This is a genomic window from Sphingomonas sp. UYEF23, from assembly GCF_040546165.1.
In the GTDB taxonomy this organism is placed as follows: Bacteria; Pseudomonadota; Alphaproteobacteria; order Sphingomonadales; family Sphingomonadaceae; genus Sphingomonas; species Sphingomonas glacialis.
Window position 1 is genome coordinate 1 of sequence record NZ_JBEPNG010000005.1, and the last position, 26073, is coordinate 26073.

At 66.3% G+C, this 26073-nt stretch carries 23 protein-coding genes and 1 tRNA gene; 10 read left to right on the forward strand and 14 right to left on the reverse strand.

Features of this window, described 5'->3' with window-relative positions; translation table 11 throughout:
• Positions 1-303 precede the first annotated feature (303 nt).
• The 4 genes from ABIB28_RS10580 to ABIB28_RS10595 all read left to right on the forward strand — a co-directional run bounded on the left by ABIB28_RS10580 (position 304) and on the right by ABIB28_RS10595 (position 5473).
• Positions 304-1203, forward strand: coding sequence for a hydrogen peroxide-inducible genes activator (locus ABIB28_RS10580; RefSeq protein ID WP_354288104.1), 900 nt, complete (start codon positions 304-306; stop codon positions 1201-1203).
• 88 nt (positions 1204-1291) lie between these two features.
• Positions 1292-2977: an ABC transporter transmembrane domain-containing protein gene (locus ABIB28_RS10585; RefSeq protein ID WP_354288105.1), complete on the forward strand. Its 1686-nt coding sequence runs from the start codon at positions 1292-1294 to the stop codon at positions 2975-2977.
• Positions 2967-4058, forward strand: a complete 1092-nt coding sequence (locus ABIB28_RS10590) for an efflux RND transporter periplasmic adaptor subunit (protein ID WP_354288106.1) — start codon at positions 2967-2969, stop codon at positions 4056-4058. The genes ABIB28_RS10585 and ABIB28_RS10590 overlap by 11 nt, the downstream gene beginning before the upstream one ends.
• A 41-nt stretch (positions 4059-4099) precedes the next feature.
• A complete protein-coding gene (locus ABIB28_RS10595; protein WP_502958239.1) occupies positions 4100-5473 on the forward strand; it encodes a TolC family protein in 1374 nt (457 codons plus the stop codon).
• Positions 5474-5601: 128 nt separating this feature from the next.
• Here the strand turns inward: ABIB28_RS10595 and ABIB28_RS10600 are convergent, their stop codons facing one another.
• Positions 5602-7323 (reverse strand): hypothetical protein, encoded by a 1722-nt coding sequence (locus ABIB28_RS10600; protein WP_354288108.1) that lies wholly within the window; start codon positions 7321-7323, stop codon positions 5602-5604.
• Positions 7324-7524: 201 nt separating this feature from the next.
• On the opposite strand from ABIB28_RS10600, the gene ABIB28_RS10605 reads away from it, so the two are divergent.
• Positions 7525-8793: a glycosyltransferase family 2 protein gene (locus ABIB28_RS10605; RefSeq protein WP_354288109.1), complete on the forward strand. Its 1269-nt coding sequence runs from the start codon at positions 7525-7527 to the stop codon at positions 8791-8793.
• 49 nt (positions 8794-8842) lie between these two features.
• Here ABIB28_RS10605 and ABIB28_RS10610 read toward each other — a convergent pair whose 3' ends face one another.
• The 9 genes from ABIB28_RS10610 to ABIB28_RS10655 all read right to left on the reverse strand — a co-directional run bounded on the left by ABIB28_RS10610 (position 8843) and on the right by ABIB28_RS10655 (position 15998).
• Complete coding sequence (locus ABIB28_RS10610; protein ID WP_354288110.1) at positions 8843-9745, reverse strand: NAD-dependent epimerase/dehydratase family protein; 903 nt, start codon at positions 9743-9745, stop codon at positions 8843-8845.
• On the reverse strand, positions 9745-10968 hold the full coding sequence (locus ABIB28_RS10615; protein ID WP_354288111.1) for a class I SAM-dependent methyltransferase: 1224 nt from the start codon (positions 10966-10968) through the stop codon (positions 9745-9747). The genes ABIB28_RS10610 and ABIB28_RS10615 overlap by 1 nt, the downstream gene beginning before the upstream one ends.
• Positions 10965-11525, reverse strand: a complete 561-nt coding sequence (locus ABIB28_RS10620; protein WP_354288112.1) for a dTDP-4-dehydrorhamnose 3,5-epimerase family protein — start codon at positions 11523-11525, stop codon at positions 10965-10967. The genes ABIB28_RS10615 and ABIB28_RS10620 overlap by 4 nt, the downstream gene beginning before the upstream one ends.
• A complete protein-coding gene (rfbG, locus tag ABIB28_RS10625; protein WP_354288113.1) occupies positions 11522-12616 on the reverse strand; it encodes a CDP-glucose 4,6-dehydratase in 1095 nt (364 codons plus the stop codon). The genes ABIB28_RS10620 and rfbG overlap by 4 nt, the downstream gene beginning before the upstream one ends.
• On the reverse strand, positions 12580-13350 hold the full coding sequence (rfbF, locus tag ABIB28_RS10630) for a glucose-1-phosphate cytidylyltransferase (RefSeq protein WP_322162085.1): 771 nt from the start codon (positions 13348-13350) through the stop codon (positions 12580-12582). Before rfbF ends, rfbG begins: the two co-directional genes overlap by 37 nt.
• A 75-nt stretch (positions 13351-13425) precedes the next feature.
• Positions 13426-13842 carry a GtrA family protein gene (locus ABIB28_RS10635; protein ID WP_354288114.1) on the reverse strand — a complete coding sequence of 139 codons (417 nt, stop codon included), beginning with the start codon at positions 13840-13842 and terminating at the stop codon, positions 13426-13428.
• The gene (locus ABIB28_RS10640; RefSeq protein ID WP_189676974.1) at positions 13806-14435 is read right to left on the reverse strand and encodes a class I SAM-dependent methyltransferase; all 630 of its coding nucleotides are present in this window, start codon (positions 14433-14435) and stop codon (positions 13806-13808) included. The genes ABIB28_RS10635 and ABIB28_RS10640 overlap by 37 nt, the downstream gene beginning before the upstream one ends.
• A gap of 2 nt (positions 14436-14437) precedes the next feature.
• Complete coding sequence (locus ABIB28_RS10645) at positions 14438-15415, reverse strand: glycosyltransferase (RefSeq protein ID WP_354288115.1); 978 nt, start codon at positions 15413-15415, stop codon at positions 14438-14440.
• A gap of 508 nt (positions 15416-15923) precedes the next feature.
• Positions 15924-15998, reverse strand: a tRNA-Thr gene (locus ABIB28_RS10655).
• Positions 15999-16079: 81 nt separating this feature from the next.
• Between ABIB28_RS10655 and ABIB28_RS10660 the strand changes: the two genes are divergently transcribed.
• Positions 16080-16205, forward strand: a complete 126-nt coding sequence (locus ABIB28_RS10660) for a hypothetical protein (protein ID WP_268249518.1) — start codon at positions 16080-16082, stop codon at positions 16203-16205.
• On the opposite strand, the gene ABIB28_RS10665 is transcribed toward ABIB28_RS10660, so the two are convergent.
• The gene (locus ABIB28_RS10665) at positions 16195-17988 is read right to left on the reverse strand and encodes an aminopeptidase P family protein (protein ID WP_354288116.1); all 1794 of its coding nucleotides are present in this window, start codon (positions 17986-17988) and stop codon (positions 16195-16197) included. The genes ABIB28_RS10660 and ABIB28_RS10665 overlap by 11 nt on opposite strands.
• 365 nt (positions 17989-18353) lie before the next feature.
• On the opposite strand from ABIB28_RS10665, the gene ABIB28_RS10670 reads away from it, so the two are divergent.
• From ABIB28_RS10670 to ABIB28_RS10685, 4 genes are all read left to right on the forward strand, one after another.
• Positions 18354-20414, forward strand: coding sequence for a S9 family peptidase (locus ABIB28_RS10670; protein WP_354288117.1), 2061 nt, complete (start codon positions 18354-18356; stop codon positions 20412-20414).
• A gap of 142 nt (positions 20415-20556) precedes the next feature.
• Positions 20557-21132 carry a DedA family protein gene (locus ABIB28_RS10675; RefSeq protein ID WP_354288118.1) on the forward strand — a complete coding sequence of 192 codons (576 nt, stop codon included), beginning with the start codon at positions 20557-20559 and terminating at the stop codon, positions 21130-21132.
• The gene (locus ABIB28_RS10680) at positions 21129-21518 is read left to right on the forward strand and encodes an acyl-CoA thioesterase (protein WP_354288119.1); all 390 of its coding nucleotides are present in this window, start codon (positions 21129-21131) and stop codon (positions 21516-21518) included. The genes ABIB28_RS10675 and ABIB28_RS10680 overlap by 4 nt, the downstream gene beginning before the upstream one ends.
• A gap of 64 nt (positions 21519-21582) precedes the next feature.
• The gene (locus ABIB28_RS10685; RefSeq protein WP_354288120.1) at positions 21583-22209 is read left to right on the forward strand and encodes a YbhB/YbcL family Raf kinase inhibitor-like protein; all 627 of its coding nucleotides are present in this window, start codon (positions 21583-21585) and stop codon (positions 22207-22209) included.
• A gap of 38 nt (positions 22210-22247) precedes the next feature.
• On the opposite strand, the gene ppc is transcribed toward ABIB28_RS10685, so the two are convergent.
• From ppc to ABIB28_RS10700, 3 genes are all read right to left on the reverse strand, one after another.
• Entirely contained in the window at positions 22248-24926 is a 2679-nt protein-coding gene (gene ppc, locus ABIB28_RS10690; RefSeq protein WP_354288121.1) for a phosphoenolpyruvate carboxylase, read from the reverse strand.
• 46 nt (positions 24927-24972) lie between these two features.
• Positions 24973-25359 carry an EF-hand domain-containing protein gene (locus ABIB28_RS10695; RefSeq protein ID WP_133191603.1) on the reverse strand — a complete coding sequence of 129 codons (387 nt, stop codon included), beginning with the start codon at positions 25357-25359 and terminating at the stop codon, positions 24973-24975.
• Positions 25360-25447: 88 nt separating this feature from the next.
• Positions 25448-26014, reverse strand: coding sequence for an HNH endonuclease (locus tag ABIB28_RS10700; protein WP_140852173.1), 567 nt, complete (start codon positions 26012-26014; stop codon positions 25448-25450).
• Positions 26015-26073: the final 59 nt, after the last annotated feature.

Below are 26073 nucleotides of genomic sequence, written 5' to 3' on the forward strand. Positions count from 1 at the left end.
GCGCTGGGATGAACTGCTGCCATGGAATTGGCAGTCGCCGAACGATCAAATGCTCGCGAAAGCCGCTTGAGGCGCGGCCTCTACGCCACGCTTACTACGGGCCGTGTGCACCGTCCGGATGTACAGCCATGCCCTCGATAAGCGTTACCTGTATCTCCGCCGCTTCGCCGTGGACCAACTCGTCGTACAGCGTGTCGGCCACGGCAACCTGATCCGGCAACCGGCATTCCCTGACATGCGCGCGTCTACGCCGTTCAACCATCAGGGGGTGCGCGCAGACGGCCTAACGCGATAGCGTGGGTCATGCCGTTCCCCAAAACCACGATTCGTCACCTCAGCTATTTCGTCGCGCTGGCCGAAGCGGGCAGCTTCACGCGAGCAGCCGAGCGGATGGGCGTTTCCCAGCCGTCGCTCTCGCAACAGATCCGCGCGCTCGAAACCATCATCGGGGCAGCGTTGTTCGAGCGGGGAGGTCCGGCAATCCTTACCCCGCTGGGACGCGACTTGCTCGACCGGGCACGGCGCATCCTGCTCGATGTTGTCGACCTCGAAGATTTCAGGGCAAGTTCGGCCGATCCCTTGATCGGCACGATCCGGCTCGGTGTGTCGCCGACGCTCGGCGCGTATCTTATGCCGGCGCTGGTCGCGCGGCTGCACCGCGAGCATCCCACGCTCCGTGTCCATGTCCGCGAGGGCCTGCCGACCGCACTCGCGACCGGACTTGCCACTGGCGTCCACGATTTGATCCTGGCGCAACTGCCCGTGACGGGCGGCGCGTTCCACAGCGAGCGCCTCTTTCGCGAACCTTTGTACGTCGCGATGGCGTCCGATCATCCGCTCGTGGCAAAGACGATCATCGCACCATCCGATCTGCGCGGCACCAGCCTGTTGACGCTACAACCCGAATATCGGCTGGCCGAACAGGTCGCGGCGATCGCGATCGATGTGGGCGCCAACGTATTACGTGACTACGAAGGGACCAGCCTCGATGCGATCCGCCAGATGGCGGGCATGGGCATGGGGCTTGCCTTGCTACCCGAACTCTACGTCCGCCAGGAAGTTCGCGAAGGCGACGACGTCGTCGTGCGGCCGATAAAGGGGAGCCGCTACTACAGAGATATCGGACTGCTGTGGCGACACGGTGCCGGGCGCGCACCGGCCTATGGCTTGATCGCCGGCTTGCTACGGGCTGTTTTCGCATAGGATATTCCTATTGATATCATAAGCCACGCTGCATTGTCCTAATGCCGCGAATGGGAGATACTCGGCTTCGATCATACGCGAGGGGCACATGGCAGGCGAACACATCGGATGGCGTTCAGCGGTCGGGTGGCTGGCAGAGATTGTCGGGCCTGACATGGCGTACGTCCGTCTCACGATGGTCTACGGCGTCGCGATCAGCCTGTTGTCGCTCGCCACGCCGATCTCGGTGCAGCTGCTGATCAACAGCGTCGCCTACACCGCGATGCCAGCACCGTTATGGACGCTGGCGGGGCTGTTGCTCGGGCTGCTGCTGGTGGTCGCGGGGCTCAGCGCCATGCGGTTCTGGATGATGGCGCTGTTCGAGCGTCGGCTGTTCGCGCGGATCGTCGCCGAGATCACCGTCCGCGCGGTCCATGCCCAGAACCCGTTCTTCGCCGACCAGAATCGCGGCGACCTGTTCAATCGCTATTTCGACCTCGTCATCGTGCAGAAAGCGGTGCCGAGCCTGGTCATCGGCGCGTTCACGATCATCCTGCAATCGGCGGTGGGCCTCATCGTCACCAGCTTCTACCATCCCTTCTTCCTCGCCTTCAACGCGATCCTCCTGCTCGTCATCCTAGCGATCTGGCTGATCTGGTCGCGCGGCTCGATCCGTTCGGCGGTCGCGCTGAGCCATGCCAAGCACGACGCCGCGCGCTGGCTCGAAAGCGTCGGCGGGTCGAACGGCTTCTACAAGTCGAGCCGCCATTTCGATTTCGCGATGGACCGTTCGGAAGCCGTCACCGCCACCTATGTCGATCGCCATCGGCGCTATTTCCGTTACAGCTTCACGCAGACGGTCGCCTTCCTGCTCCTCTATGCCTTTGCCAGCGCGGCGCTGCTGGCGCTGGGCGGCACCCTCATTTTGAGCGGAGAGTTGTCGATCGGACAGCTGGTCGCGGCGGAGCTGATCCTAGGCGGCGTGTTCTACGGCGTGTCGCAGCTCGGCTGGTATCTCGACACGCTCTACGATCTGGTGGCGAGCGCGGAGGAATTGTCGCTGCTCTACGCGATACCGCAGGAGAGCGCGGTCGTCGCGGTGGGGCAGTCGCCCGGCGACGGTGCGGTGCGGCTCGACCGCGTCGTGATCGAGGGCGCGCGCTTCGATTTCGAGCTCGCGGCGGGCGAACAGCTCGTTACGCGCGCCGACGGGGGTGCCGAACGGTTGTTGGCGATGGTTCTCAAACGCCATGTGATTCCCGAGCGCGGCCTGGTCACTGTCGGTGGTGCCGACATGGCGACGTTCGACATGTATCGGCTGCGATCCGAGGTCATGGTGCTCGACCGGCCGAGCATCGTCGAGGTCACGATCCGCGAGTATCTGACTCTCGCTGCGGCTGCGTCGACATCCACCGTCATGCTCGACGCGCTGGAGACGGTCGGCTTGCGCGACCGCATCGCCGGGCTGCCGCACGGGCTCGATACACCGCTGGCGGCATCGGGCTATCCGCTGTCGATCGGCGAGGTGATGGCGCTGAAGCTCGCCAATGCGCTGCTGGTGCGCCCGCACGTCCTGATGCTGGCGCAGCTCTACGATCTGATCCCGACGAGCCGCCTGGCCGAGGTGCTGCGCCAGCTCAAGGCGGCCGGTACGACGGTCTTGCTGTGCACGGGGCGGCCCGAGGATATCGCGCTCGACGGCTGGTTCCATCTCGAACCCGATCGGCAGCGACGCTTCGACAATTGTGCAACGCTGGTCGCCGCGACCCAGCATGGAGCCGGCAATGTCGTATAAGCCCGATCGCCTCGCGCATTTCCAGACGCTTGCCGCAATGCGCGCGCCGCGGGTGGCGTCGGCCGTGGCGTGGATGCTCATGCTGGGCATCGCGATCGCCGCGGCGATCATGGCGCTGGTCCCCTGGGTGCAGACCGCCAACGGCACGGGGCGGGTCGTCGCGCTCGATCCCGGCGACCGACAGCAACCGGTGACCGCGCTGGTTCCGGGCAAGGTCGAGCGCTGGTACGTCCAGGACGGCCAGCACGTTGGGCGCGGGGATCCGATCGCACGCGTCGTCGATCTCGACCCAGACCTGCTCGCGCGCCTGGGGGCCGAACGCGCGCAAGTGCAGGCGGAGATCGCCGCGATCCAGCAAAGCCGCGCGGTCGCCGGAATCGATGTTGCGCGCACCGGGCAGCTGCTCGCCGAGGGGCTCGCCGCCCGCCGCGATTACGAGCAGACGCAGATCAAGGTCGCCGACGCCGGCGCCAAGCTCGCCGAAGCGCGCGCCAAACTCAACCGGATCGATATCCAGCTCAGGCGGCAGTCGGCGCAACTCGTCCGCGCCCCGCGCGACGGCCGCGTCCAGCAGCTCAACGCCGCGAGCGGCAGCGCGCTGGTATCGCCCGGCACGGTGCTGGCCGTGATCGCGCCCGAGCGCGTCGAGCGCGCGGTCGAGCTGTACGTCGATGGTCGCGACATGCCGCTGATCCGCCCCGGTCGTCCGGTGCGGCTCGAGTTCGAGGGCTGGCCCGCAATCCAGTTCAGTGGCTGGCCATCGGTCGCGCAAGGCATGTTCGACGGGCGCGTTCGCATGATCGATCCCAATGCCGCCCCCGACGGCGCCTTCCGCATCCTTGTCGAACCGCGACCCGGCAAACCGGCTTGGCCAACCGGCACCTTCGTCCGCCCAGGCGGAAAAGTGCGCGGTTGGGTGCAGGGCGAAACCGTCCTCGTCGGCTACGAAGTGTGGCGACAGCTTAACGACTTTCCGCTGGAATTCGGTCAGCGCGGCGCGGCGTCCAGCAAGGCGCAACCCAAGCCGCCCGCAAAGCCCAGCGTCGACGAAACCGGCAAGGACGCGGAGGCAAAGAAGTGACGCGTGTCATCGCCCTGCTGCGCATCGTCCCGCTGCTCCTCATGCTGTGGTCTGGCGTCGCATCGGCGCAGGTCGCGCCACTGACGCTCGACGAGGTGCTGCGCTCCTCCGCGCGGTCCGCGCCGCAGATCGTAGAGGCACTGGCACGGGTGCGTCAGGCGGATGGGCGCGCGCTTTCCGCCGAGGGCGCCTTCGACACCGTGTTCGACGTGGATGCGCGGTCGCGCGTCGCGGGCTATTATGACGGCACCGTCGTTGAAGCGCGCGCGACACGACCGCTCACCGGCAATGGCGGTTACGTCTATGGCGGCTATCGCGCGTCGCGCGGCACTTTTCCTGTGTATGAGGACCAGGCCTATACCAACCGGCTCGGCGAGGCGAAGGTCGGCGCGCTGTTCGCGCTGCTGCGCGACCGCGTGATCGACGAACGCCGCACCCGGCGCACCATCGCCGGCACCGATATCGACGTCGCGCGGTTCGAGGCGGACATGGTTGCGATCGGCGTGCAGCGCCGCGCAGTCGACGCCTATCAAGCCTGGGTCGCGGCCGGCTTGCGCATGCGCGCCTATCGCGATCTGCTGCACCTCGCGGAGCGCCGCCGCAGCGCTATCGGCCGTCTGGTGACGCTCGGTGCGCGCCCCGACATCCTGCTCGTCGAGAACGATCAGAATCTCGTGCGGCGACGTGCGCTAGCGGTTCGTGCGGAACAGGACGTCGCGGGCGCGGCCAATGCGCTGTCGCTCTATCTGCGCGACGAAGCGGGGGCGCCTGTGACGGTTTCGGAGGATCGCCTGCCGGAGGATGCCGGCGCGCTGGCCGCGCTTTCTATCGCCACGACGCGCGCGGGACCGGTCGAGAGGCCCGACTATCGCGCGGTGCTCGCGCGGATCGACCAGGCGACGTCGCGGCTGACCCTGGCGGAAAACGATCTGTCGCCTCGCCTCGACCTGCGCGGCGAAGTCGGCAAGGATGTCGGGTCGGTCGGTCTGGGCGGCCCGAACAGGACGCCGCTTGAGGCTGCCGTCGGTTTCCGGTTCAGCGTGCCGCTGCAGAACCGCGCCGCCAAGGGCCGCGTTGCCGAAGCCCGCGCCGAGATCGAGGCGCTCGGCCAGCGCAGTCGCTTTCTCCGCGACCAGATTACCGTCGAGGTTCAGGGTATCGTCATCGCGGTCGGTGCCGCCGAGCGGCTGGCCGCGATTGCCGACGAGGAGCGTCAACTGGCCGAACGCCTGGCGACGGCCGAGCGCCGTCGGTTCGAGCTTGGATCGGCCGATTTCTTCCTGGTCAACCAGCGCGAGGAAACCGCGACCGACGCGCGCGTGCGCCTGGTCGACGCGCAGGCGCGGATCGCGTCTGCTCGTGCCGAATTGGCTGCGGCGACCGCCGATCGCGAAGCGTTGCAGCTCATCCGCTGATCGCACTTGCGCGCACAGCAACCTCGAGAAACCCTGTCGGACCTTCAAGGCCGATTGCCGCTGAAGTTTCCCTCTTGAAAGCGTCCGCTATGGGCGTGGGCTACCGATCTTCGCGCGGTTGGTCGAAGTTACGGTTTCAGGCACCCCTCGGTTCGAAAGAGATTTTGCAGTGCATCAAATCTCCGCTCGCTACCGATAACGTTGAGGCCGAAGCCGAGTTTGTGCATTTCGGGCCAGTCGACCACACTGACCGTACCACGGCGGCAGAGCGCGACCGCCATTTCGCGGTTCAGGGCATGGCTGGCGAAGCGCAACGGCCGGTTGGTAAGATCCGGGTCCGTCCCGACTTGATCCACCGCGCTTATCGCCCAGCGCCCGTCGCTGGTTGATCTTGGCGGATCTGTATTGATCACCACAAAGTCGCTTTGCTTCGTCGAGATGACACGATCGAGCCGCACTTGCGGCTCCGCGAACCACCGCGCATGGAGCATTAGGATCGGCATCGCCGGCACCAGCGTCAGCACGCTCAATAGGATGACCATACCGTCGGTCCGCTGCGGCGCTTTCAACGCCAGCTGCTGATAGCCCAGCCCCGCGAGCAGCGCGAAGCTGCCGAGATAGGGGTGCAGATAGCGATATCCCCAGCCGTGACCCTGGTATGGCAGGGTAAATCCCACGAACAACAGCCAGATCGCGATCCCGAGAAGCATCGGCGCGGCCAGTCCGCCACGTCGGGCGACGGGCACCGCCGCCACGATGAGCGGGAGCAGCGCCAGGTTCTGCCAGGCGACGAAGCGCAGCATGTTCAGCATCATCCATGACAACGTCAGCGGATCGCGAACCAGGAGCAGCGGTATGACCTTGTCGAGGAACCGGCTGCCACTCGGGTCCGGATGCGCGGATGCGCCAGTTTGCAACGCCGCAATCAACGGAAACCCGATCCACCACGCGGCAATTGCGCAATAGGCAGCGCAGTACAGCAGCCACAGCCGCCATCTGCCCAGCCGGAGGTGCCAGACAATGAACGGCGCGACAAAGAACAGGTGGAACACCAGTTGGTGGAGCCCGGTCGCGAGGAACCCGATCGCGATCGCGCCGGCATGCCCCCAACGACCGCCGCGCAGAAACGCGGCCAGCCAGATCAGGTTCAACGCCATATGGCCCGTCATCGCATAGGTGGTCATCGCGTTGACGAGCATCTGGCTCGAGGTGAAATAGACGATCAGCGTGACCCAGATCGCGCGGTTATCTGCGCCGAACAGGCGCTTGGCGAGATCGAGCAGCGCCACCGCGCCGAACACCACCAATGCGGGGTTGTAGAACACCGGGTCGGCGATCTTGGAAAAGACAAGACGCAACAGTGCGTTGACCGGCAAATAGCCGGAGACCATTGCGGTCGGCGATTCCGCGTTCAGGAGGAATGCGGGCACCAGCGCACCCGCAAAAGGTCGCCACTGCGGGGCTAAGGGAGCTGCGAGCCGCCCCTTGTCATAGACCTGCATGTCAAAAACGACCATGCGCTCGTCGCCCGAGATCGGAAAATCAAAGAGCAGGGCGTAGGCGCCCCAGCCAAGCACCAGTGCGATGATGACACTGGCGACCAGAACGACCCGCACGCTCGGTGCTCGATCCGGCAGGCGCCATGCGGGGGCGAAACGCTGGAGGATGAAAAGCAGGACTGGCAGCGCGAGCAGGATGGCGATGTCCTGCGTCTGCACTTGGTACAGTGTGAAAAGATTGCCGGTCGTCGTCGCCGCACGCGCGACCAGCGGAAGCAGCATCAGCGCCGCGAGGTCCAGCGATCCAAGCGGTTTTGGCTGTCGCTTGGGCGCACCGATCATAGTCTGCATCGAAGTTCCTGACACGGTGGCGTGGCCGATCGACCAGGGAAAGCCAAACGACGCGTTCACCCTGTCCGAGCAGCGTTGGGTTAGTCAAATGTCGGGAGAAGCAATAGCGGCGACGTCGATTGCGGCTGGCCGCCCGACCATGCGGTAGCGGTTGGTTAACCATTGTCCGCTAGCCCGAGATGAGCGCAGCGGAGGCCATGCATGTTCGTTCAACGGTTCGACAAGACGCTCCCGCCAGCCGCCATGCCGCTTGCGATCTCGATCGTGATGCCGTGCCTCAACGAAGCGATCAGCTTGCCGCACTGCATCGCCAATGCGCGCGATGCGTTGAACACGATCGAGCGCGAGTTCGGGATCAGCGGCGAGATCCTCATCGCCGACAACGGCTCGACCGATGGCAGCCAGGCGATCGCGGCCGCGTGCGGTGCGCGCGTCGTGGCGATTGCGGAGCGCGGCTACGGTGCGGCGATCATCGGCGGCGGGCACGCCGCCTTCGGTGACTATCTCCTCATCGGCGATGCCGACGGCAGCTATGATTTTACCGATGGCGTCGCGATGATCGCGCGTCTCCTGGCGGGTGCCGACCTGTGCATGGGATCGCGCTTCGCCGGCGGCATCGCACCGGGCGCGATGCCCTGGAAGAATCGCTATATCGGCAACCCGCTGCTCACCGGTGTGCTCAACCTGCTGTTCCGGTCGGGCATCGAGGATGCGCATTGCGGGCTGCGCGCCATTCGCCGCGATGTGTTCGTTGCGCTGGGCCTGACCGGGGCCGGCATGGAATTCGCCAGCGAAATGGTCGTCAAAGCCAGCCTCAAGCGAATCCGTATCGAACAGACGCCGGCAACCCTTTCGGTCGATTTGCGTGACCGTGCGCCGCATCTGCGCCCGTGGCGCGACGGGTGGCGGCATCTGCGCTATTTGCTGATGCTCAGCCCGACATGGCTGTTCGGGATTCCGGCGCTCGCGGCGATGGGCGTCGCGACAGTCATCCTCGCCATAGCGCTCGCGCATATGCTGGGACTTCTCCCCGGGACGGGTGCGTTCGGCACGAGCTGGTCGCTCGTTGCCGGATTCCTGTTCTGCATCGGGCATCTTTCGGCCGTCATGGCCGCCGCGACGCATCTTCACAGCGTCAACGAGGGGTATCGGCGCATGCCGAAGATCGTGCGCCGCTATGCCCGGCTGCTGACATTGGAGACGATGCTGATTACCGGTGCTGCGCTGCTGCTCGTATCGGGGTGCGGGCTCGGCGCGGTCGCGTGGGAGTGGTCGAACGGAGACTTTGCCGCGCTGTCCACACCGCTGCCGCTGATCCTCGCGTGCGTGCTGGGCGCGACCGGGTTGCAGACGATCATCGGCGGCTTCCTGCTGGCGATCATCGCCGGGCACGAAGCGCGCTTCGTCGCAACGGCGCGCCAGGACGCGTTTGTCGCAAGCGCCGTCCCGATCGACCGGATCGCGGCATGACGATCCCGATCGCGACGCTCGGCCGCGGCTAACGACGGAAGCCGGCGCGTTAGTCAGAGGTCGGCGGCGAGACGCCAAAACGGGCAACGGCGTCGGCCAAACCCGTCTCCAGCGTGAAGCGGGGGCGATACGCGGTCTCGGCGAGCAAGCGGTCGATCGCGCCTTCGATCAGGGGCGGATCATCCGGACGAGTCGGGATCGCCCCATAGGCGACGCGATCGGCCGATCCGGCTGCCTGCGTCGCGATCTCGACGAAGCGTCGGACGGTCGCGGCCTTCCCGCTCGCGACGTTGACTACGCCCTCGACCGGTGCGGCGAGGATCGCCACCAGCGCGGCCGCAACATCCTCGACGTGGATGAAATCGCGTCGCTGCGAACCCTCGGATACCTTGGCGACGTCGCCGCTGTGCGCCGCTTCGAGCAGGGAGCCGAGCAATCGTTCGGGTCGCTCGCCGGGGCCATAGGGAAAGAAGATCCGCGCCCAGGCGAGCGAAAGACCAAGCCCGGGGGCCGCCTTTGCGAGGACCGCGTGGAGGCTCGCTTTCGCCGTGCCGTAGAGGGTCGCTGGCCGTATCGGCGAGATGGCTTCTTCGAGCCGGCCCGACCCCGTCCAGTCATATTCCGCGCAGCTGCCCGCAACGACCGCGCGCCGGCCGCCGCCCGCGACAAAGGCGCGGACGAGGCCGATCGATGCCGCCACCCAATCGAGGTTCTCGGCGGCCGCCCAGAAGCCGGGCCTCGCCTCCCAGGCGAGATGGAGCAGGTGGGTCGCGCCGATTGCCTCGATCATGCTGCGATCGACACCGGCCAACAGATCGGCCGGATGATCGATGACACCGGCATGATCGACCGGCGATCGGCCCAGCGCGTGGACCTCGACACCCGCCTCCAGCAACAGCGGCACCACCGCGCGGCCGATGAAGCCACTGGCGCCGGTGAGAAGGACCCGCATCAGATCAGCTGGAGACTGGGCACCGCCACCACGAAGCGGGCATCCCATTCCCGCGCATAGGCGAGTTGCGCAACGACCTCGTCGCGCAGGTTCCACGGCAGGATCAAGATGCGGTCGGGCCGGTCGGCCCGCAGTCGATCCTCGGCGACGATCGGAATCCGGCTGCCGGGCATGTACGATCCCGCCTTCGCTGGATTGAGATCGACCACATAGGGAAGAAGATCGGGGCGGATACCGGCGAAGTTGAGCAAGGTGTTCCCCTTGGCGGCAGCGCCATAGGCGCCCACCTTCAACCCGTCGCGCCGCGCCGCCAGCAGGAACGAGAGCAAATCGTCCTTCACCGTTTCCGCGGAGCGTTGGAACGTCGCGTAGAATGCGGGGGTCGTGATGCCGGCATCCTGCTCGGTCTGGAGCAGTGCCGTCACCGCCGGGGTGACGGCATGAGGCCCGCCCGCCTTCTGAGCAAAGACGCGCAGGCTGCCGCCATGCGTCGGAAGGCGCGCGACGTCGAACACCGAAAGGCCGTTCGCCGCGAAGATCCGCGCGACCGCCGTCAGCGAGAGATAGGAATAATGCTCGTGATACGCCGTATCGAACTGGTTGCGTGAAACCATTTCCAGCAAATGCGGGAATTCGAAGGTGGCAACGCCGGTCGGCTTGAGCAACCGCGCGAAGCCGCCGACGAAATCGTTGATATCGGGCACATGCGCCAGCACGTTATTGGCGATGATTAGGTCGGCATCACGCCCTTCGGCGGCCAGTGTCTCGCCGAGCGTAACGCCGAAGAAGGCCTCGACAATCTCGATGCCCCGCGCACGCGCGGCGGCCGCCGTGCTGGCGGTCGGCTCGATGCCGTAGGTGGGGATGCCGGCGTCGCGGACATATTGCAGGAGATAGCCGTCATTGGCGGCGACCTCGACCACGCACGACGCCGCATCGAGGCCGAACCGTTCGGTCATGTCCGCCACATACCGCTTGGAGTGGTCGAGCCAGCTTTGCGAGAAGGAGCTGAAATAGGCATAGTCGGCGGTGAACAAGGCGTCGCGGCTGGTGAAATCGACGGTCTGCACCAACCAGCAGCTATGGCACACCAGCAGGCGCAGCGGGAACCACGTCTCGGGCGCGTCGAGCCGATCCGCCGAAAGATAGGCATTGGACGGCGGCGCACTGCCGAGGTCCAGGAAGGGCGCCTGCAAAGGCGCGGCGCAGTGGCGACATTTCACAGCATTACGTCCCGAAAATCGTCTGTCAGCATCGGCCGCGAGCGATCGCGCTCAGACAGGATCGTGACCTCCCGCGGCCACGGTATCGCAAGGCGTCGGTCGAGCGGATTAAGGCCGTCTTCCGCTTCGGGAACATGGCTCGCCGAATGGAAATAGAGCAGATCGACCGTGTCGGTCAGCGTTTGGAAGCCGTGCGCAAAGCCCGGCGGAATCAGCATCGCGGTATTGTTGTCCGCTGATAATTCGGCCGAGACCGAAGTGAGAAAGGTGGGAGAGTCGGGGCGAATGTCGGTCGCCACGTCCCAGACGGTGCCGTTTAGACACAGCACCAGCTTGGTCTCCGCATGCGGCGCGCGTTGGAAATGCATGCCGCGAACCGTGCCGGCCTGCTCGGTCCGGCTGTGGTTCGCCTGGCGCATCGGCCCGCTCCAGCCGGCCGCGAGCAGATCATCGTCGCAGAACAGGCGTGTGAAGGCGCCGCGCGGATCCCCCACCGGATGACGGACGACCAGGCGCGGCCCGCCAGGCATCAGCTCGGTGACGGTAAAGCGGCTCATCGCGCTGCCCCGAATGCCGCAATGTCCGCTTCGCACAGCGCACGGGCGTCGGCGCCGTCGTGAAGATCGCGGTACCAGACCATCGTGCGACGTACCGCCTCCTCCAATGTCCAGCGCGGCACGATGCCCAGCGCGGCGCGCGCTCGGGCGATCTCCAGACTCAGCCAGCCGGCTTCGTGCGGTCCCGGCTCGACCGCACCGAAGCGCGCTTCGCCGCGCCCATAGGCCGCGCGGGCGAGATCAACCACCGTCCGCACCGACGCGGCGTCACCGGTCTCCGGTCCGAAATTATAGGCGCCGGCCAATGCGGGTTGCTGCCACAACGCCTCTGCCAGTTGGAGATAGGCATGGACGGCCTCGAGGACGTGCTGCCACGGACGGACCGCGTCGGGGCGGCGTACGTCCAGCACGGCGCCTGCCTGCCAATGCCGCACCGCATCGGGCAGCAGTCGATCGTCCGACCAGTCCCCGCCGCCGATGACATTGCCCGCGCGTGCGGTTGCGACGGCGATGCCGGCGCCCGCCAGATAGCTGTCGCGATAGCTTGCGGTGACGATCTCGGCCGACGCCTTGCTCGCGCTATAGGGGTCGTGCCCGCCCAACGCGTCGCTCTCGCGATAGGGATAGGGATGCTCGAGATTGCGGTACACCTTGTCGGTGGTGACGACGACGATCACCCGCAGGCCGGCGCTGTCGCGGCAAGCGTCGAGGAGATGGGCGGTGCCCATCACATTCGTCGCGAAGGTCGCGAGCGGATCGGCGTAGCTTGCGCGCACCAGCGGCTGGGCGGCCAGATGCAGGACGATTTCGGGGCGCGCGGCGCGCACCAAGTCGGCAACGCCGGCGCGATCACGGACGTCGCATTCGCGATGCGTAAGGCCATCCGCGATGCGGGCCAGCGAGAATAGGTCGGGCGTCGTCGAGGGAGCCAGCGCAAGCCCCGTCACCTCGGCACCAAGCTGGGCGAGCCGGATCGCGAGCCAGCCCCCCTTGAAGCCGGTGTGGCCGGTCAGCAGAACCCGACGCCCGGGCCAGAAGGACGGGTCAGCCAGCATCACCATGTCCGCCACGGTGCTCGGCCGGTCGCCCACATCTCTTCCAGCTGCTGCTTTTCGCGCATCGTATCCATCGGTTGCCAGAAGCCATCGTGCGCATAGGCCATCAACTCGCCCTTGGCGGCGAGCGTCTCGAGCGGGGCGGCCTCCCAGGTCGTCGCATCGTCCGCGATTTCCGAGATGACGCTGGGGTTGAGCACGAAGAAGCCGCCGTTGATCATGCCCCCGTCGCCGCGCGGTTTTTCCGCAAAGCCCATGACCTGATCGCCGGTCGTCTCGAGCGCGCCGTATCGGCCCGCCGGCTTTACCGCGGTGATCGTCGCCGCCTTGCCATGCGCCTTGTGAAACGCGATCGAGGCGGTGATGTCGATGTCGGCGACACCATCGCCATAGGTGAAGCAGAACGCCGCCTCGTCGCGGACATGGTCTGCGACGCGGCGCAATCGCCCGCCGGTCATCGTCGCTTCGCCGGTATCGACCAGGGTTATCCGCCAGGGCTCGGCGCGGCGGTTGGAGTAGGTGGTTTCGTTGCGTGCCAGATCGATCGTGAGATCGGAGACATGCGACATGTAGTTCAGGAAATATTCCTTGATGATATAGCCCTTATAGCCGCAGCAGATCACGAAGTCGTTGATTCCGTGGGCGGAATAGATCTTCATGATGTGCCACAGGATCGGCTTGCCGCCGATCTCCACCATCGGTTTCGGGCGGAGATGGGTTTCTTCCGAGATGCGCGTCCCCAGACCGCCGGCGAGGATCACAGCCTTCATATCAAACTCCCCGCCCGATTTGGCGTTTCGATACAGGACGATGCCCTGCGATGCTACACCCGGACCGCCCGTCGGCTAGCGCCGTTGGAGGATCGCCCAGCGTGCCGACGTGAAATTCCACACGAACAAGAGCACGGTGGCTACCGGCGTCGCCACGATTACCGGGACGCGCAGCCCCGTGCAGAGCAGCACCATCAGCAGCGTCGAGCCCAGAAATCCCATGATCGCGGTAAGCATGAAACGCTGCAGCCGGATCCAGGAACGCGCTTGCTCGAAGGTAAACGCGCTGTGGATCAGGTAGCCGATCGGCGTCGTAACGCCGAAGGAGAGGATGAGCGCGACGGGATACGCGATCCCGCACTGCGTGGCGCTGATCACGATGACATTGTGCACCAGCGCGCAAAAGGCTCCGCCTGCCAGATAGCGGAGCGGTTGCCACCGGATCGTCTGCCAGATCACGCGCGGGCCAGCATTGCGAAATTGTTGCGCCACGGCCGCACGCGCGCCTCCGCCACGATCGGTCGGCGGCCGAAGGCTTCGGCGAGCATCGCATCAGCGTCGGGCTTGGAGAGATAGTGGACATGGTCGCCCGTCAGCCATCGATCTCCGGCGTGGCAAAGCCAGTGGATCGGGGTAGGCGTCCGCTCCCAATCCTTGAAAACAAGCGCTCCGTCGGGCGCAACAGTCCGCCGCACTGCCGCCAGCAGTTCGCGGCGGATCGCTGTCGGAACATGATGGATCACGTCGGACAGGATGACGAGATCGAACTGTCCGGGCTGCTCGAGCGCGACCGCCTGGACGGTCTTCTCCTCGAACGAAACGCGCTCGCGGCATCCGCGAAACAAGCGTCCGGCATTGGGCGTCACGTCGATCGCCATGATCTCCGCGTCGGGGTACAGCTGTACCAACCGTTCGGTAACCGCACCTTCGCCGCATCCCACTTCGAGAATTCTGCGCGCCTGCGGCACCCATGCGCCGATTTGACGACAATAGGCGTCGATATCGATGAACACCGATCGATAGAGGGCGGCGACGAGATGTTCGTGCCGACCGAACATGCGGCGCACGGTGGGCCCGATAGGCATCGTCACAGCACTCCTGCGGATTTGGCGCGCAGGCGCGGCAGCACGCGCTCGATGATGCGCGATCGATGAATATAGCGTCCGGCCCCGACGGGCCCGAGCCGAAGCACCGACAGCAGCGCTGCGCCAAGCGCGCGCAACTGGCCGTTCGCCGCGTCGGCGAGCGCCGAATTGACGGCGATCGAGGCATTGGCGAGCCGGCGTACCTGTGCGCGACGGCCTTGCGGAACAGCGGCGATGTGACGCTCGACGACGATGCGGTGCTGCGCCTTGAAATTGCTCGCCGCGCGGCTGCCGGTCGTGGTGGCGGACGACCCGTGAATGCGAAAGGCGGCGGTGACGGTGTCGTGATAGAGGACCTCGCCATGCAGCGCGAGCTTGATCCACAGATCCCAGTCGCCGGTGTACCACAGATCAAGGTCGAGGCCGCCGCAAGCGAGCCAGGCGTCGCGGCGGATGACCGGGCTCACCACCGCGACGAAATTCTGGACGAGCAGCTTTTCGAGCAACGCGCTCCGCTCGACCGGCGCTTCGCCGTCAGCCAGCGGACACCGCCAGATACCGCGAACCTTGTCGTCCTTGTCGATGATCGCGGTCGGCGCGAGGTGCAGCGCCGCGTCCGGCCGTCCGGTGATCCAGCGCCGCACTGCCGCGGCGCGGCCTGGCAGCCACAGATCGTCCTGGCATAGCCAGGTGACGTGCCGGGCGCTGGCATGGCGGACACCGAGATTGGTTTTGGGCGAGCAGCCGTCGATGCCGTCGGGGTCGACGAACCGGAAGTTCAGCCGGTCCGCGAAGCGGCGGATGATGGCCATCGATCCGTCTTCGGGGCTGCTGTCGATGACCACGACCTCGATGCCGGGATCGGAATCGGCGGCGATCGACGACAGCGTCCGTTCCAGCCATTCCTCGCCACGATAGACGGGCAGAATGACCGAGAGCCAAGGCCGCGGGACGGCGTGCTTAGCCGGGGATGCTTGCATAAGACTGAGAGCTGTATGCATTTTCGCGTCGTCCCGAATTGTGCATGCCATTTCTAAGGATTGTTAGTTAACGAAACCTCTAGGACCGATGCCCCGTCCAGCGCCGGCGGCGATGGCCGGCGCTGTACCAAGCTTTCGGCGGTCGGATGATCATGGCTACGACGCTGACGGGTTTAGTGTGCGGGGCCGATTATCGTGAGGCGGCGTCGGGCGGAATAGTCCATCAAGAGCAGCGACGCGCGGTCGGCGATGGCGAGGTCGGCTGTCGAAAGGAACTGGTGGTTGCCCCGATAGTCGGCAAAACCGAAGCGGTTGCCGATCGACGCGGCTTCTCCGCCGCAACGCGGGCGTCGTTCTGTCCGTCCTCGCCCGTGGCGTAGCGGCACTGAAACGAGTTTTCGGTGTGACCGTATTCCATACGAGCGGCACCGCCGACCGACGAAGGCGCTGCGGCAGCCTTGCCCGAAGGCAAATTGTCAGACCCAACGTAGGAATGTACTTTAAAAACTGGTGCTGCCGGTGAGGATTGAACTCACGACCTCAGCCTTACCAAGGATGCGCTCTACCACTGAGCTACGGCAGCATGTCCGCAAAGCACCTTACGGCGTCTGCGGAAGCGGCCTAAGAGCGGTTGGCGCGGGGATTGTCAAGGAGCGTTTCACCGGTGAGCACAAAAGAAGACGAGAAAGCGGCGCGGCTGGCCGCGGCGCTGCGCGAGAACCTCAAGCGCCGCAAGGGGCGCGAGCGGGCGCTCGACGCGGCGCCGCGCGACGACGATGTCACGCGATAGGCGCGCATTTCGCCGCGAGCCAGGCACGCTCGTCGGCATCGAGATGATCGCCGATCACCGCGACGACGCGGGCATGGTATGAATCGAGCCACGCGCGTTCGGCTGCACTCAGCATCCCGGTGACGATCAGCGAGCGTTCGATCGGACAAAAAGTGAGCGTCTCGAACCCGAGCATCGTCGCGCCCTCGGCAAAGCCGCGCTCCTCGACCAGGATCAGATTCTCGATCCGGATCCCGTATTCGCCCGCTTTGTAATAGCCGGGCTCGTTCGAGAGGATCATGCCGGCACGCAGCGGCTCGGCCGGGCCGCCGCCGGGATAGGTCGGCGGCGCGATCCGCTGCGGCCCTTCATGCACAGAGAGATAGGCGCCGACGCCGTGGCCCGTGCCGTGCGCATAATCGAGCCCCACCGCCCAGAGCGGCCGCCGCGCGAACGGATCGAGCTGCCCGCCGGTCGTGCCGTGCGGGAAGACTGCGGTCGCCAGCGCGATATGGCCCTGCAGTACGCGTGTGAAGCGATCGCACATTTCGGGGGTCGGCTCGCCGATCGGCAGGACGCGCGTCAGGTCGGTCGTGCCGTCGGCATATTGCCCGCCCGAATCGACGAGATAGAGCTGCCCCAGTTCGAGCGGCGCGTTCGATTCGGGCGTCGAGTGATAGTGCGGGCTCGCGCCATGCGCGCCCGTTGCCGAGATCGTGTCGAACGAGGTGTCGAGCAGCACGCCCGTCGCCTCGCGGAACGTCTGCAGCTTCGCCACGCACGCCAGTTCGTCGAGCCCGCCCTTGGGCGCCTCGGCCTCGACCCAGCGGAGGAATTTCGCAAGCGCGGCACCATCGCGCGCCGAGGCGGCACGGTGACCGTCGATCTCGACGCGGTTCTTGACCGCCTTGGCGAGCACGACGGGGTCGCGCAGCGCGAGCACCGTGGCGCCGCCCTGATCGAGCCGGTCGAAGATCGCGGCGACCGCGCGCTCGGGATCGGCGGCGATGCGCTTGCCGGCGTAGCGGCCGAGCGCGTCGGCAAAGGCGCTGCGCGGGTGGAGGCGGATCGCATTGCCGAGATGCTGGCGCACCGCGTCGCCGACCTTTTCCGGCGCAACGAACAGGTCGGCGGTGCCGTCGGCATCGACGATCGCGTAGGCCAGCGCGACGGGCGTGTGCGCGACGTCCTGACCGCGCACGTTGAGCGCCCAGGCGATCGAATCGAGCGCGGTCAGCACGACGGCGTCGGCCTTGGTCGCGGCGAGCCAGTCGGCGATCTGCGCGCGCTTGGCGGCCGAGCCGACGCCGGCGCGCGCTTCGTCCTGGACGACGAGCGGCGCGTCCGAGGCGAGGGGGCGGTCGCTCCAGACGGCATCGATCGGATTGGCCTCGACCGCGACGAGTTCGGCACTGCGCGCGGCGAGCGCGGCGCGCGTGTCGTCGACCCAGCCGCGGGTGTGGAGCCAGGGATCATAGCCGATCCGCCCGCCGGCCGGCGCATGCTCGCCGAGCCATGCCGCGATGCTCGTCGCGGGAACGGCGACATAGGCCCAGTCGTCGGCCGAGACCTGCTCGCGGACTTGCAGCGTGTAGCGTCCGTCGGTGAAGATCGCGGCGCGCTCGGTCAGCACGACCGCGCTCCCGGCGGATCCCTGGAACCCCGTCAGCCACGCGAGGCGCTGCGCATAGGCACCGACATATTCACTCATATGCTCATCGGTCAGCGGGACGACGAACCCGTCGAGACGGTCGTGCGCCAGCTGGGCACGAAGGGCGGCGAGGCGGGTGGAATGAATCGACATGCGTTTTCTCGTGGTTGCGGGAAGCGGGGAGGGCGTTCGGTTGCGAGGCAGCCTATCCTGACGGATCGGGCGGGACGAAGCGCAACCTTGCCAGATCGCGCCCGGGCGCGACAGGGCCGACGGCATCCATCCCCGCAGGCGTGCCCGGTTCGCCTGCGGACGCGCGATCCTAAGAATGTGGGTTGCTGCTGGAGGTCTCGTCCCGTCGCTGGCGATGCGCGCCGAAAAGAGAGCGCAGCGCGACGCAAGCGGATGTCGGAGTGGCGGTCACTCCGGTCGGACAGATCGACGGCGCGCGGCCTGAGCCGGGTCGCCCAAGCGCACGCATCTCGACTTGTCCCGCCGGGAGCGGGTAGGGATTGGGGATGACAGACCTTACCCCGCCCGTCGCGCAGACTCGCGCCCACAGCTTCACCGCACACGGCGTGACCATCGAAGACCCGTACGCGTGGCTGAAGGACCCCAACTATCCCGAGGTCGACGATACGGACGTGCTCGCCTATCTCGCGGCCGAGAACGCCTATTTCGAAGCCGTGATGGCGCCGCACAAGGGGCTGATCGACCGGCTCTACGCCGAGATGAAGGCGCGCATCAAGGAAGACGATTCGTCGGTGCCGCAGAAGGATGGCGACTGGCTGTACTGGACTTCGTTCGAGACCGGCGGCGAGTATCGCAAATGGTGGCGCAAGCCCGTCGGCGGGGGCGAGCCCGACCTGATCCTCGACGAAGTCGCGCTGGCCGAGGGCAAGGAATATTTTCGTTTGGGCGCTTTCTCGGTGTCGAACGACGGGCGGCTGCTCGCGTATGCGATCGACGACAATGGCTCGGAGCGGTTCGAGGTGCGCGTCAAGGATCTGACCACGGGCGAGCATTTGCCCGACGTCATTCCGGGGATGCTGTCCGAGATCGTCTGGACCGCCGACGATAAGGGTTTCCTCTACGGCCTCGCCAACGAGCAGTGGCGCACCGACAATGCGAGGCTGCACTGGCTGGGAACGCCGGTCGCCGATGATGTCGAATTGTTCAAGGAGGCCGATGAAGGCTTCCGCGTCGGCGTCAGCGAGACCAGCGACCGAAAGTGGATCGTGCTGTCGAGCGGCGACCATGTGACGAGCGAGATCTACCTGCTCCCGGCGACCGACCCGCTAGCGACGCCTTTGTGCGTCGCGCCGCGCAAGGTCGGGCGCGAATACGATGTCGACATGCACGGCGACACGCTGTTCATCCACACCAACGACACCGACCCCAATTTCCGACTGTGCACCGCGCATATCTCGGCGCCGGGCGAGTGGGTCGAGAAGATCGGCCCGTCGAAGCATTTCTACATGACGGGGATCGACTGCTTCCGCGATTTCTTCATCGTCGACGGGCGCGAGGACGGGTTGGATCAGATCGAGATCCACCGCTACGACGAGGGCATCGCACCGCAGCGGATCGTGTTTCCCGAGGCGAGCTACGATGCCGGCCTCGGCAACAATCCCGAATATGCGATGGACGTGCTGCGCGTCGGCTATGAATCGATGGTCACGCCGGGCACCGAATATGATTACGACGTCGCGACGGGCACGCTGACGACGCTCAAGGTGCAGGAAATCCCGTCGGGCTATGACGCCGACAAATATCGCACCGAGCGGCTCAAGATCGCTGCGCGTGATGGCACCGCGGTGCCGGTGTCGATCGTTTACCCCAAGGACTTCCCGCGCGACGGCAGCCGGCCGATCTATCTCTATGCGTACGGCGCGTACGGCTATGCGATCCCGCCGGGCTTCTCGACCGGGCGGCTGTCGCTGCTCGACCGCGGCTTTGCCTATGCGATCGCGCATATCCGCGGCGGCGACGATCTCGGCCAGCAATGGTATCTCGACGGCAAGCTCGAGAAGCGCGCCAACACCTTCAACGATTTCGTCGATGTGGCGAAGGGGTTGATCGCGGGCGGCTGGACCTCGGCCGGCAAGATCGCGATCGCGGGGCGTTCGGCCGGTGGCGAGTTGATGGGGGCAGTGGTCAATTCCGATCCCGACCTGTGGGGCGCGGTTATCGCCGACGTGCCGTTCGTCGACGTGCTCAACACGATGCTCGATGCCGAACTGCCGCTGACGCCGGGCGAATGGCCCGAATGGGGTAACCCGATCGAGGATAAGGCGGCGTTCGAGCTGATCCGCGGCTACTCGCCCTATGACCAAGTGAAGGCGCAGGCCTATCCGCCGATGTTCATCAGCGGCGGGCTCAATGATCCGCGCGTGACCTATTGGGAGCCCGCGAAATGGGCGGCCAAGCTGCGCAGCGTGAAGACCGACAGCAATGTTCTGCTGCTCAAGACCAATATGGGCGCTGGGCATGGCGGCAAGTCGGGGCGCTTCGAAAGCTTGCGCGAAGCGGCCGAGGAGCATGCCTTCGTGCTGTGGCAATTGGGCGTCGAGGCTTAGCTGCGATGACGGTGGTGCTCCTCCTCCGTCACCCCCGCGAAAGCGGGGGTCGCGCTGCCTGGCCCGGTTCGCGAAGAAGAAGCGGGATCCCCGCTTTCGCGGGGATGACGGTGGGGACTGAAGCGAGAGGCGGCGTACGCTAGTGTCGATCGAAACGATCATTGCGAAATATGGGCTGGCTGCGCTGTTTCTCGGCGCCGGCATCGAGGGCGAGACCGTCGTCGTCGCGGGTGGGTTGCTGTCGCACAAGGGGCTGCTCCCGCTTCCCGGTGCGATGGCAGCGGCGGCGGCAGGGTCGTTCGTCGCCGACCAGATCTTCTTCAGCGCCGGGCGCTATTTCCGTGGCAAGGCGTGGGTCAAACGCCAGCAGCAGCGCCCGATCTTCGCGCGCGCGCTGGGATTGCTCGAACGCTATCCGATCGGCTTCATCTTCGCCTTCCGCTTCATCTACGGCTTCCGCACGATCAGCCCGATCGCGATTGGCACGACCAGGGTCGAGACCAGGCTGTTCCTGCTGATCAATGCAATCGCGGCGGTGGTATGGGGGATCGTCTTCACCGGAATCGGCTATCTGTTCGGGCACAGTTTCGAAAAACTGATCGAGCGCTTCCTGCCCGACAAGCATGCGATCCTGATCGTCGGCGGCGCGGTCGTCGCTGTCGCCGCGATCGTCGGGGCGATCCATTGGTGGCGCACGCGCGGGAAAGCCGCGACGTGAGCCGCTTCGTGCAGGCGATCACCGCGAGCGCCGCCGACATCGACGAGCTCGGCCATGTCAACAATGCGGTATGGGTGCGCTGGATCCAGGAGATCGCGGTGGCGCACTGGATGGCGCAGGCGCTGCCCGAGCATCGCGACGCCTATGTCTGGGTCGTGACGCGGCACGAGGTCGATTATCGCGGCAATGTCGGCGTCGGCGAGACGGTAACCGGCGAGACCTGGGTTGCCGCGGCGCCAAAGGGCGCACGGTTCGACCGCGCGGTGCTTTTCACCGGGGCCGACGGCAAGGTGAAGGTCGAGGCGGTGACGACTTGGGCGATGCTCGACCGCGCGACCGGCAAGCTCGCGCGGGTGCGCGACGAGATCGCCGCGCCGTTTTTGTGACGCGGGCGGAACCTGTGCGGCGCCCGAGGGCTTGGTTGTCTCAAGCTTTTGAAAGGCCGCAGCGATGCTCGAACATGTCCCCGAATGGCTTGGCGCCAGTTTGCACAACATCCGCGCCGGTGCCGAGCATCTCGCGATCGTCCATCCCGCGCTCGGCGTCGGCGCGGTCGAGATTGCGCTGAGCAGCCCGGCGTTCGGCGATTTCGCCGAGATGCCGGCGCGCTTCACCGCCGATGGCGCCGGCGTCTCGCCGCCGCTCCACTGGGCCGATGCGCCCGCCGGGACGCAGAGCCTAGCGCTGATCGTCGAGGATGCCGATTCGCCGACTCCGGCGCCGCTGGTGCACGCGATCCTGTGGGGCATGAACGTCGCGACGACGGGCCTCGCCGAGGGCGCGATCGCAGCCGACGGCGCGGCGGGTGCGATCGGGATCAACTCGTATCTGTCGCAGGGCTGGCTCGCGCCCGATCCGCCCAGCGGGCATGGCGAGCATCGCTACGTCTTCCAGCTGTTTGCGCTCGATTGCTCGCCCGAGGATCTCGGCGACGGGCCGGGGCGCGGGGCGGTGCTCAATGCGATGGCGGGGCATGTGATCGGTGCCGGGATTCTGACCGGGCTCTATTCGCGCGGCGAGGTCGTCGATGCGCCGGTGGGTGACGCGGCCGCGATTGGCGGACCAGCGGTAGCGTAGGTGTTGCGCCCCTCCCCTGAAGGGGAGGGGCTTTCAGGTTAGCCGCTGTTGCGCAGCGCGGTCGCGATCGCGTTGATCGACAGCAGGATGCCTTCGCCGATCCGCTCGTCCTCGTCACCCGCGCGGCGGCGCTTGATCAGCTCGATCTGGAGCAGGTTGAGCGGCTCGATATACGGCAGCCGCAGCCGGATCGACGCGTCGAGCGCGGGATGCGCCTGCAGCAGCCGCGTCTGCCCGGTGATCTCGAGCAAGCCGTCATGCGCTTGCTGCCAGCCACCCACGATCCGCGGGAAGATCGCGTCGGCCAGCGCGCGGTCCTCGACCAGCGTGGCGTAGCGCGCGGCGATGTCCATGTCGGACTTGGCGATCACCTGCTCCATATTGGCAAGGCTCGCGGCGAAGAACGGCCAGCCCTGCGCCATCTCGGCGAGCAGCCCCTTGTCCTCGAAGCTGCTCAGCGCCTGGCCGACGCCGTACCAGCCCGGCAGCATCACGCGCGCCTGCGCCCAGCTGAACACCCACGGAATCGCGCGCAGATCCTCGATCTTGTCGGACTTGGTCCGGCTCGCCGGGCGGCTGCCGATCTTGAGGCCGGCAATCTCGACGATCGGCGTCATCTGGCGGAAGAAAGTGCGGAAGCCCTCGGTGCCATAGACCAGCCCGCGATACGCTTCGAAGGCCGAGGCCGAGAGCGTGTCCATCGCCGCCGAGAAACGCCGCGTGTCGGCGGCCGAAAGCGCATCGGGCTCGAGGCTGGCGAGCAAAGTCGCCGACGCCATCGCCTCGAGATTGGTGATCGCGCTGTCGCGCGTGCCATATTTGCCCGCGATCACTTCGCCCTGCTCGGTGATGCGGATGCGGCCCTGGACGGTGCCCGACGGCTGTGCGCGGATCGCCGCGAACGCCGAGCCGCCGCCACGCCCGACCGCGCCGCCGCGGCCGTGGAACAGCTGCATGCCCACACCCGCGCCGGCGAACACGCCCTTCAGCGCGGTCGAGGCCTTCGACAGGCTCCAGGTCGAGGTGAGATAGCCGCCATCCTTGTTGCTGTCGGAATAGCCGATCATCACTTCCTGGAAGCTGCGCGCCGCGGTGATGCCGCGCACTTCGGGGAGCGAGAACCATTCGGTCATGATGCCGGGGGCGGCCTCGAGATCGCCGATCGTCTCGAACAGCGGCACCGCCATGATCGCCGCGCTAGGCGTCGCGCCGCCACGATAGAGGCCGACTTCCTTGAGCAGAATGTTGAGCTCGAGCAGGTCGGACACCGATTGCGCCATCGAGACGATGTGCTGGACGATGCACGCCGGGCCGTAGGTGGCGTGCGCCTCGGCGGCGGCGCGGACGATCGCGAGTTCGGACTTCGTCTCGTCCGAATAATCGGCGAACGGGCTGGCGAGCGGCCGCGCGTTCGACAGTTCGTGGCGCAGCAACGAGACACGCTGCGATTCGTTGAGCGACAGATAATCCGCCTCGACACCCGCCACCTTGAGCAGTTCGGCGACGACGCGTTCGTGCACCGCGCTGTTCTGGCGCAGGTCGAGCGTCGCGAGATGGAAGCCGAAGGTCTCGCACGCGCGGATCAACCGGCCGAGCGCCCCGCCCGACGACAGCGCGCCGCCACCGGACCGCAAAGCACGCGCGATCGTGACGAGATCGGCGCGGAACGCCTGTGGATCGGCATAGCGTTCGCCCTTGAGCGCAGCGGCGCGCGGCGCCGGCTTGCCGGTGAGCGCGAGATGCGTCGCGGCGAGGCGCGCGTAGATGCCCGACAGCGCACGGCGATACGGCTCGTCGCTGCGGCTCTCGGCGGTGTCGCCGCTGGCATCGGCGAGCGCGATCACCGCGTCGTCGGCGGGCGCGAGATTGGTCGAGATCGACAGCTCGGCGCCGAGCGCATGGACCGCGTCGAGATAATAGCCGAGCACCGCTTCGCTTGCCTTGGCGAGCGCGGTCTTCAGGCTGTCGGCGGTGACGAACGGGTTGCCGTCGCGATCGCCGCCGATCCAGCTGCCGGGCTTGAGGAAGCTCGGCACGCGCTCGCCGAGCGCGCGGTCCCAGCGCTGGTAGAGCGCGGGCAGCGCGGGCAGAAAGACGTCGCGCAGATACGACAGTGCGATCTCGACCTCGTCGGTGACGTAGAGCCGTTCGCGGCGCAGCACACGCGTCTGCCACAGCAGCGCGATCTGGCGCAGGATCGCTTCCTCGACGTCGTCGCCATCGGGCGTCTCGTGGACGTCGGCATCGCGCAGCCGCATCAGCGCCGCGATCCGGTTGCGATGGTCGATCATCGACTTGCGGCGGACTTCGGTCGGATGCGCGGTGAGGACGGGGGCGATCAGCGCATGGTGGAGCAAGTCCATCACCTGCGCCTTGTCGATCCCTTCGCCGGCGAGCCGTTCGAGCGCGGCGGCAAGATCGGCGCCCTGTTCGGCAGCGACGCCTTGGCGATCCTCGGCAAGATTGGCGAGCATCGAGAACAGCATGAAGCCGCGCACGAAATCGAGCGTCTCGTCGAGGCTCAGCGCATCGAGGCCGAGATCGGCCTCGCGCCCCCCGTCGCCATTCTTGGTGCGATGGCGGTCGACCGAGGCGGCACGGATCGATTCGGTCCGCGCGTAGAGCGCCTCGCCGCCATAATTGCGGATCACGTCGCCGAGCAATTTGCCCAGAAAACGAATGTCGGGATTGTTTGCGATTCCGGGGAGGTCAGCCATGGTTTCATGCTGCATTGCGGCAGCGGCGCGGTCAATCGCTTGTCGATTATTTCACTGCTGCGGCGGACGACGCATTGTTCGAAGCATCCTCGGCGGTACGCGCCGCGCTGCTCTCGACGTTGGTCAGCAAGCCGTCGTGGTTGGCATCCTCGCGGTCGAAGCGCGCGAGGCTCCCGCTGATGAATTCGCGGTGGGTGATCTTGCCGTCGTGATCGGCATCGAGCGCGTTCAGTCGCTTGGCATATTTAACCGGAACCTCGGACTGCGCGATGGCGCCGTCGAGATTGCGGTCGAGCCGCGTCCAGCGCGATTCGAGCAGCGTTTCATATTCGGCGCGCTTGAGCAGCGTCGGGGGCACGAAATTCGCGGCATATTCGTCATTGGTCGGCTTGGATTCGCATCCTGCCACAAGCAACAGACAGGTCGTGATCATCAGCCGGCGCATTGTTTTCTCCCGTTGGGGGGTGAACGGCGCGCCACGCCGATCGTTCCGGCACTGTCGTTTCGGCACCGCCGGCAGCTCAGGCCTCGAGCTCGACGTCCCAATACAGCCAGTCGTGCCACGTATCGTGGAGGAAATTGGGCGGATAGCGTCGGCCGTGTTCCTGCAGCTGCCAGCTGGTCGGGCGGATCGCGTCGATATGCAGCGGCATCCCCGCCTGTTTCGGCGTGCGCCCGCCCTTTTTGAGGTTGCACGGCGAGCACGCGGTGGCGACATTTTCCCACGTCGTGCGGCCGCCCTGCGCGCGCGGGACGATATGATCGAAGGTCAGATCGTTGCCCGCGCCGCAATATTGGCAGACGAACTTGTCGCGCAGGAACAGGTTGAAGCGCGTGAAGGCGGGGAAGGCGCTGGGGCGAACATACGATTTGAGCGCGATCACCGAGGGCAATTTGATCCGCTGCGTCGGGCTGCGCACCTCGCGCTCATATTCGGCGACGATGTCGACGCGGTCGAGGAACACCGCCTTGATCGCGGTCTGCCACGGCCAGACCGACAGCGGATAATAGCTCAGCGGGGTGTAGTCCGCGTTGAGCACGAGCGCGGGACAGCCATCGGGGTGGCGGATCAGATCGGGATGGTACACTTCGGCCCCTCCTTTACCACTGAGTGGCGCTTCCTGCGGGGCTTCAAGCCCATTAGGAT

What these genes read in the sequence shown, in the direction of transcription:
- ABIB28_RS10580 (WP_354288104.1), top strand. Translation starts at nt 304, where the DNA reads ATGCCGTTCCCCAAAACCACGATTCGTCACCTCAGCTATTTCGTCGCG.
- ABIB28_RS10585 (WP_354288105.1), top strand. Translation starts at nt 1,292, where the DNA reads ATGGCAGGCGAACACATCGGATGGCGTTCAGCGGTCGGGTGGCTGGCA.
- ABIB28_RS10590 (WP_354288106.1), top strand. Translation starts at nt 2,967, where the DNA reads ATGTCGTATAAGCCCGATCGCCTCGCGCATTTCCAGACGCTTGCCGCA.
- ABIB28_RS10595 (WP_502958239.1), top strand. Translation starts at nt 4,100, where the DNA reads ATGCTGTGGTCTGGCGTCGCATCGGCGCAGGTCGCGCCACTGACGCTC.
- ABIB28_RS10600 (WP_354288108.1), bottom strand. Translation starts at nt 7,323, where the DNA reads ATGCAGACTATGATCGGTGCGCCCAAGCGACAGCCAAAACCGCTTGGA.
- ABIB28_RS10605 (WP_354288109.1), top strand. Translation starts at nt 7,525, where the DNA reads ATGTTCGTTCAACGGTTCGACAAGACGCTCCCGCCAGCCGCCATGCCG.
- ABIB28_RS10610 (WP_354288110.1), bottom strand. Translation starts at nt 9,745, where the DNA reads ATGCGGGTCCTTCTCACCGGCGCCAGTGGCTTCATCGGCCGCGCGGTG.
- ABIB28_RS10620 (WP_354288112.1), bottom strand. Translation starts at nt 11,525, where the DNA reads ATGAGCCGCTTTACCGTCACCGAGCTGATGCCTGGCGGGCCGCGCCTG.
- rfbF (WP_322162085.1), bottom strand. Translation starts at nt 13,350, where the DNA reads ATGAAGGCTGTGATCCTCGCCGGCGGTCTGGGGACGCGCATCTCGGAA.
- ABIB28_RS10640 (WP_189676974.1), bottom strand. Translation starts at nt 14,435, where the DNA reads ATGCCTATCGGGCCCACCGTGCGCCGCATGTTCGGTCGGCACGAACAT.
- ABIB28_RS10645 (WP_354288115.1), bottom strand. Translation starts at nt 15,415, where the DNA reads ATGCAAGCATCCCCGGCTAAGCACGCCGTCCCGCGGCCTTGGCTCTCG.
- ABIB28_RS10665 (WP_354288116.1), bottom strand. Translation starts at nt 17,988, where the DNA reads ATGTCGATTCATTCCACCCGCCTCGCCGCCCTTCGTGCCCAGCTGGCG.
- ABIB28_RS10670 (WP_354288117.1), top strand. Translation starts at nt 18,354, where the DNA reads ATGACAGACCTTACCCCGCCCGTCGCGCAGACTCGCGCCCACAGCTTC.
- ABIB28_RS10685 (WP_354288120.1), top strand. Translation starts at nt 21,583, where the DNA reads ATGCTCGAACATGTCCCCGAATGGCTTGGCGCCAGTTTGCACAACATC.
- ppc (WP_354288121.1), bottom strand. Translation starts at nt 24,926, where the DNA reads ATGGCTGACCTCCCCGGAATCGCAAACAATCCCGACATTCGTTTTCTG.
- ABIB28_RS10695 (WP_133191603.1), bottom strand. Translation starts at nt 25,359, where the DNA reads ATGATCACGACCTGTCTGTTGCTTGTGGCAGGATGCGAATCCAAGCCG.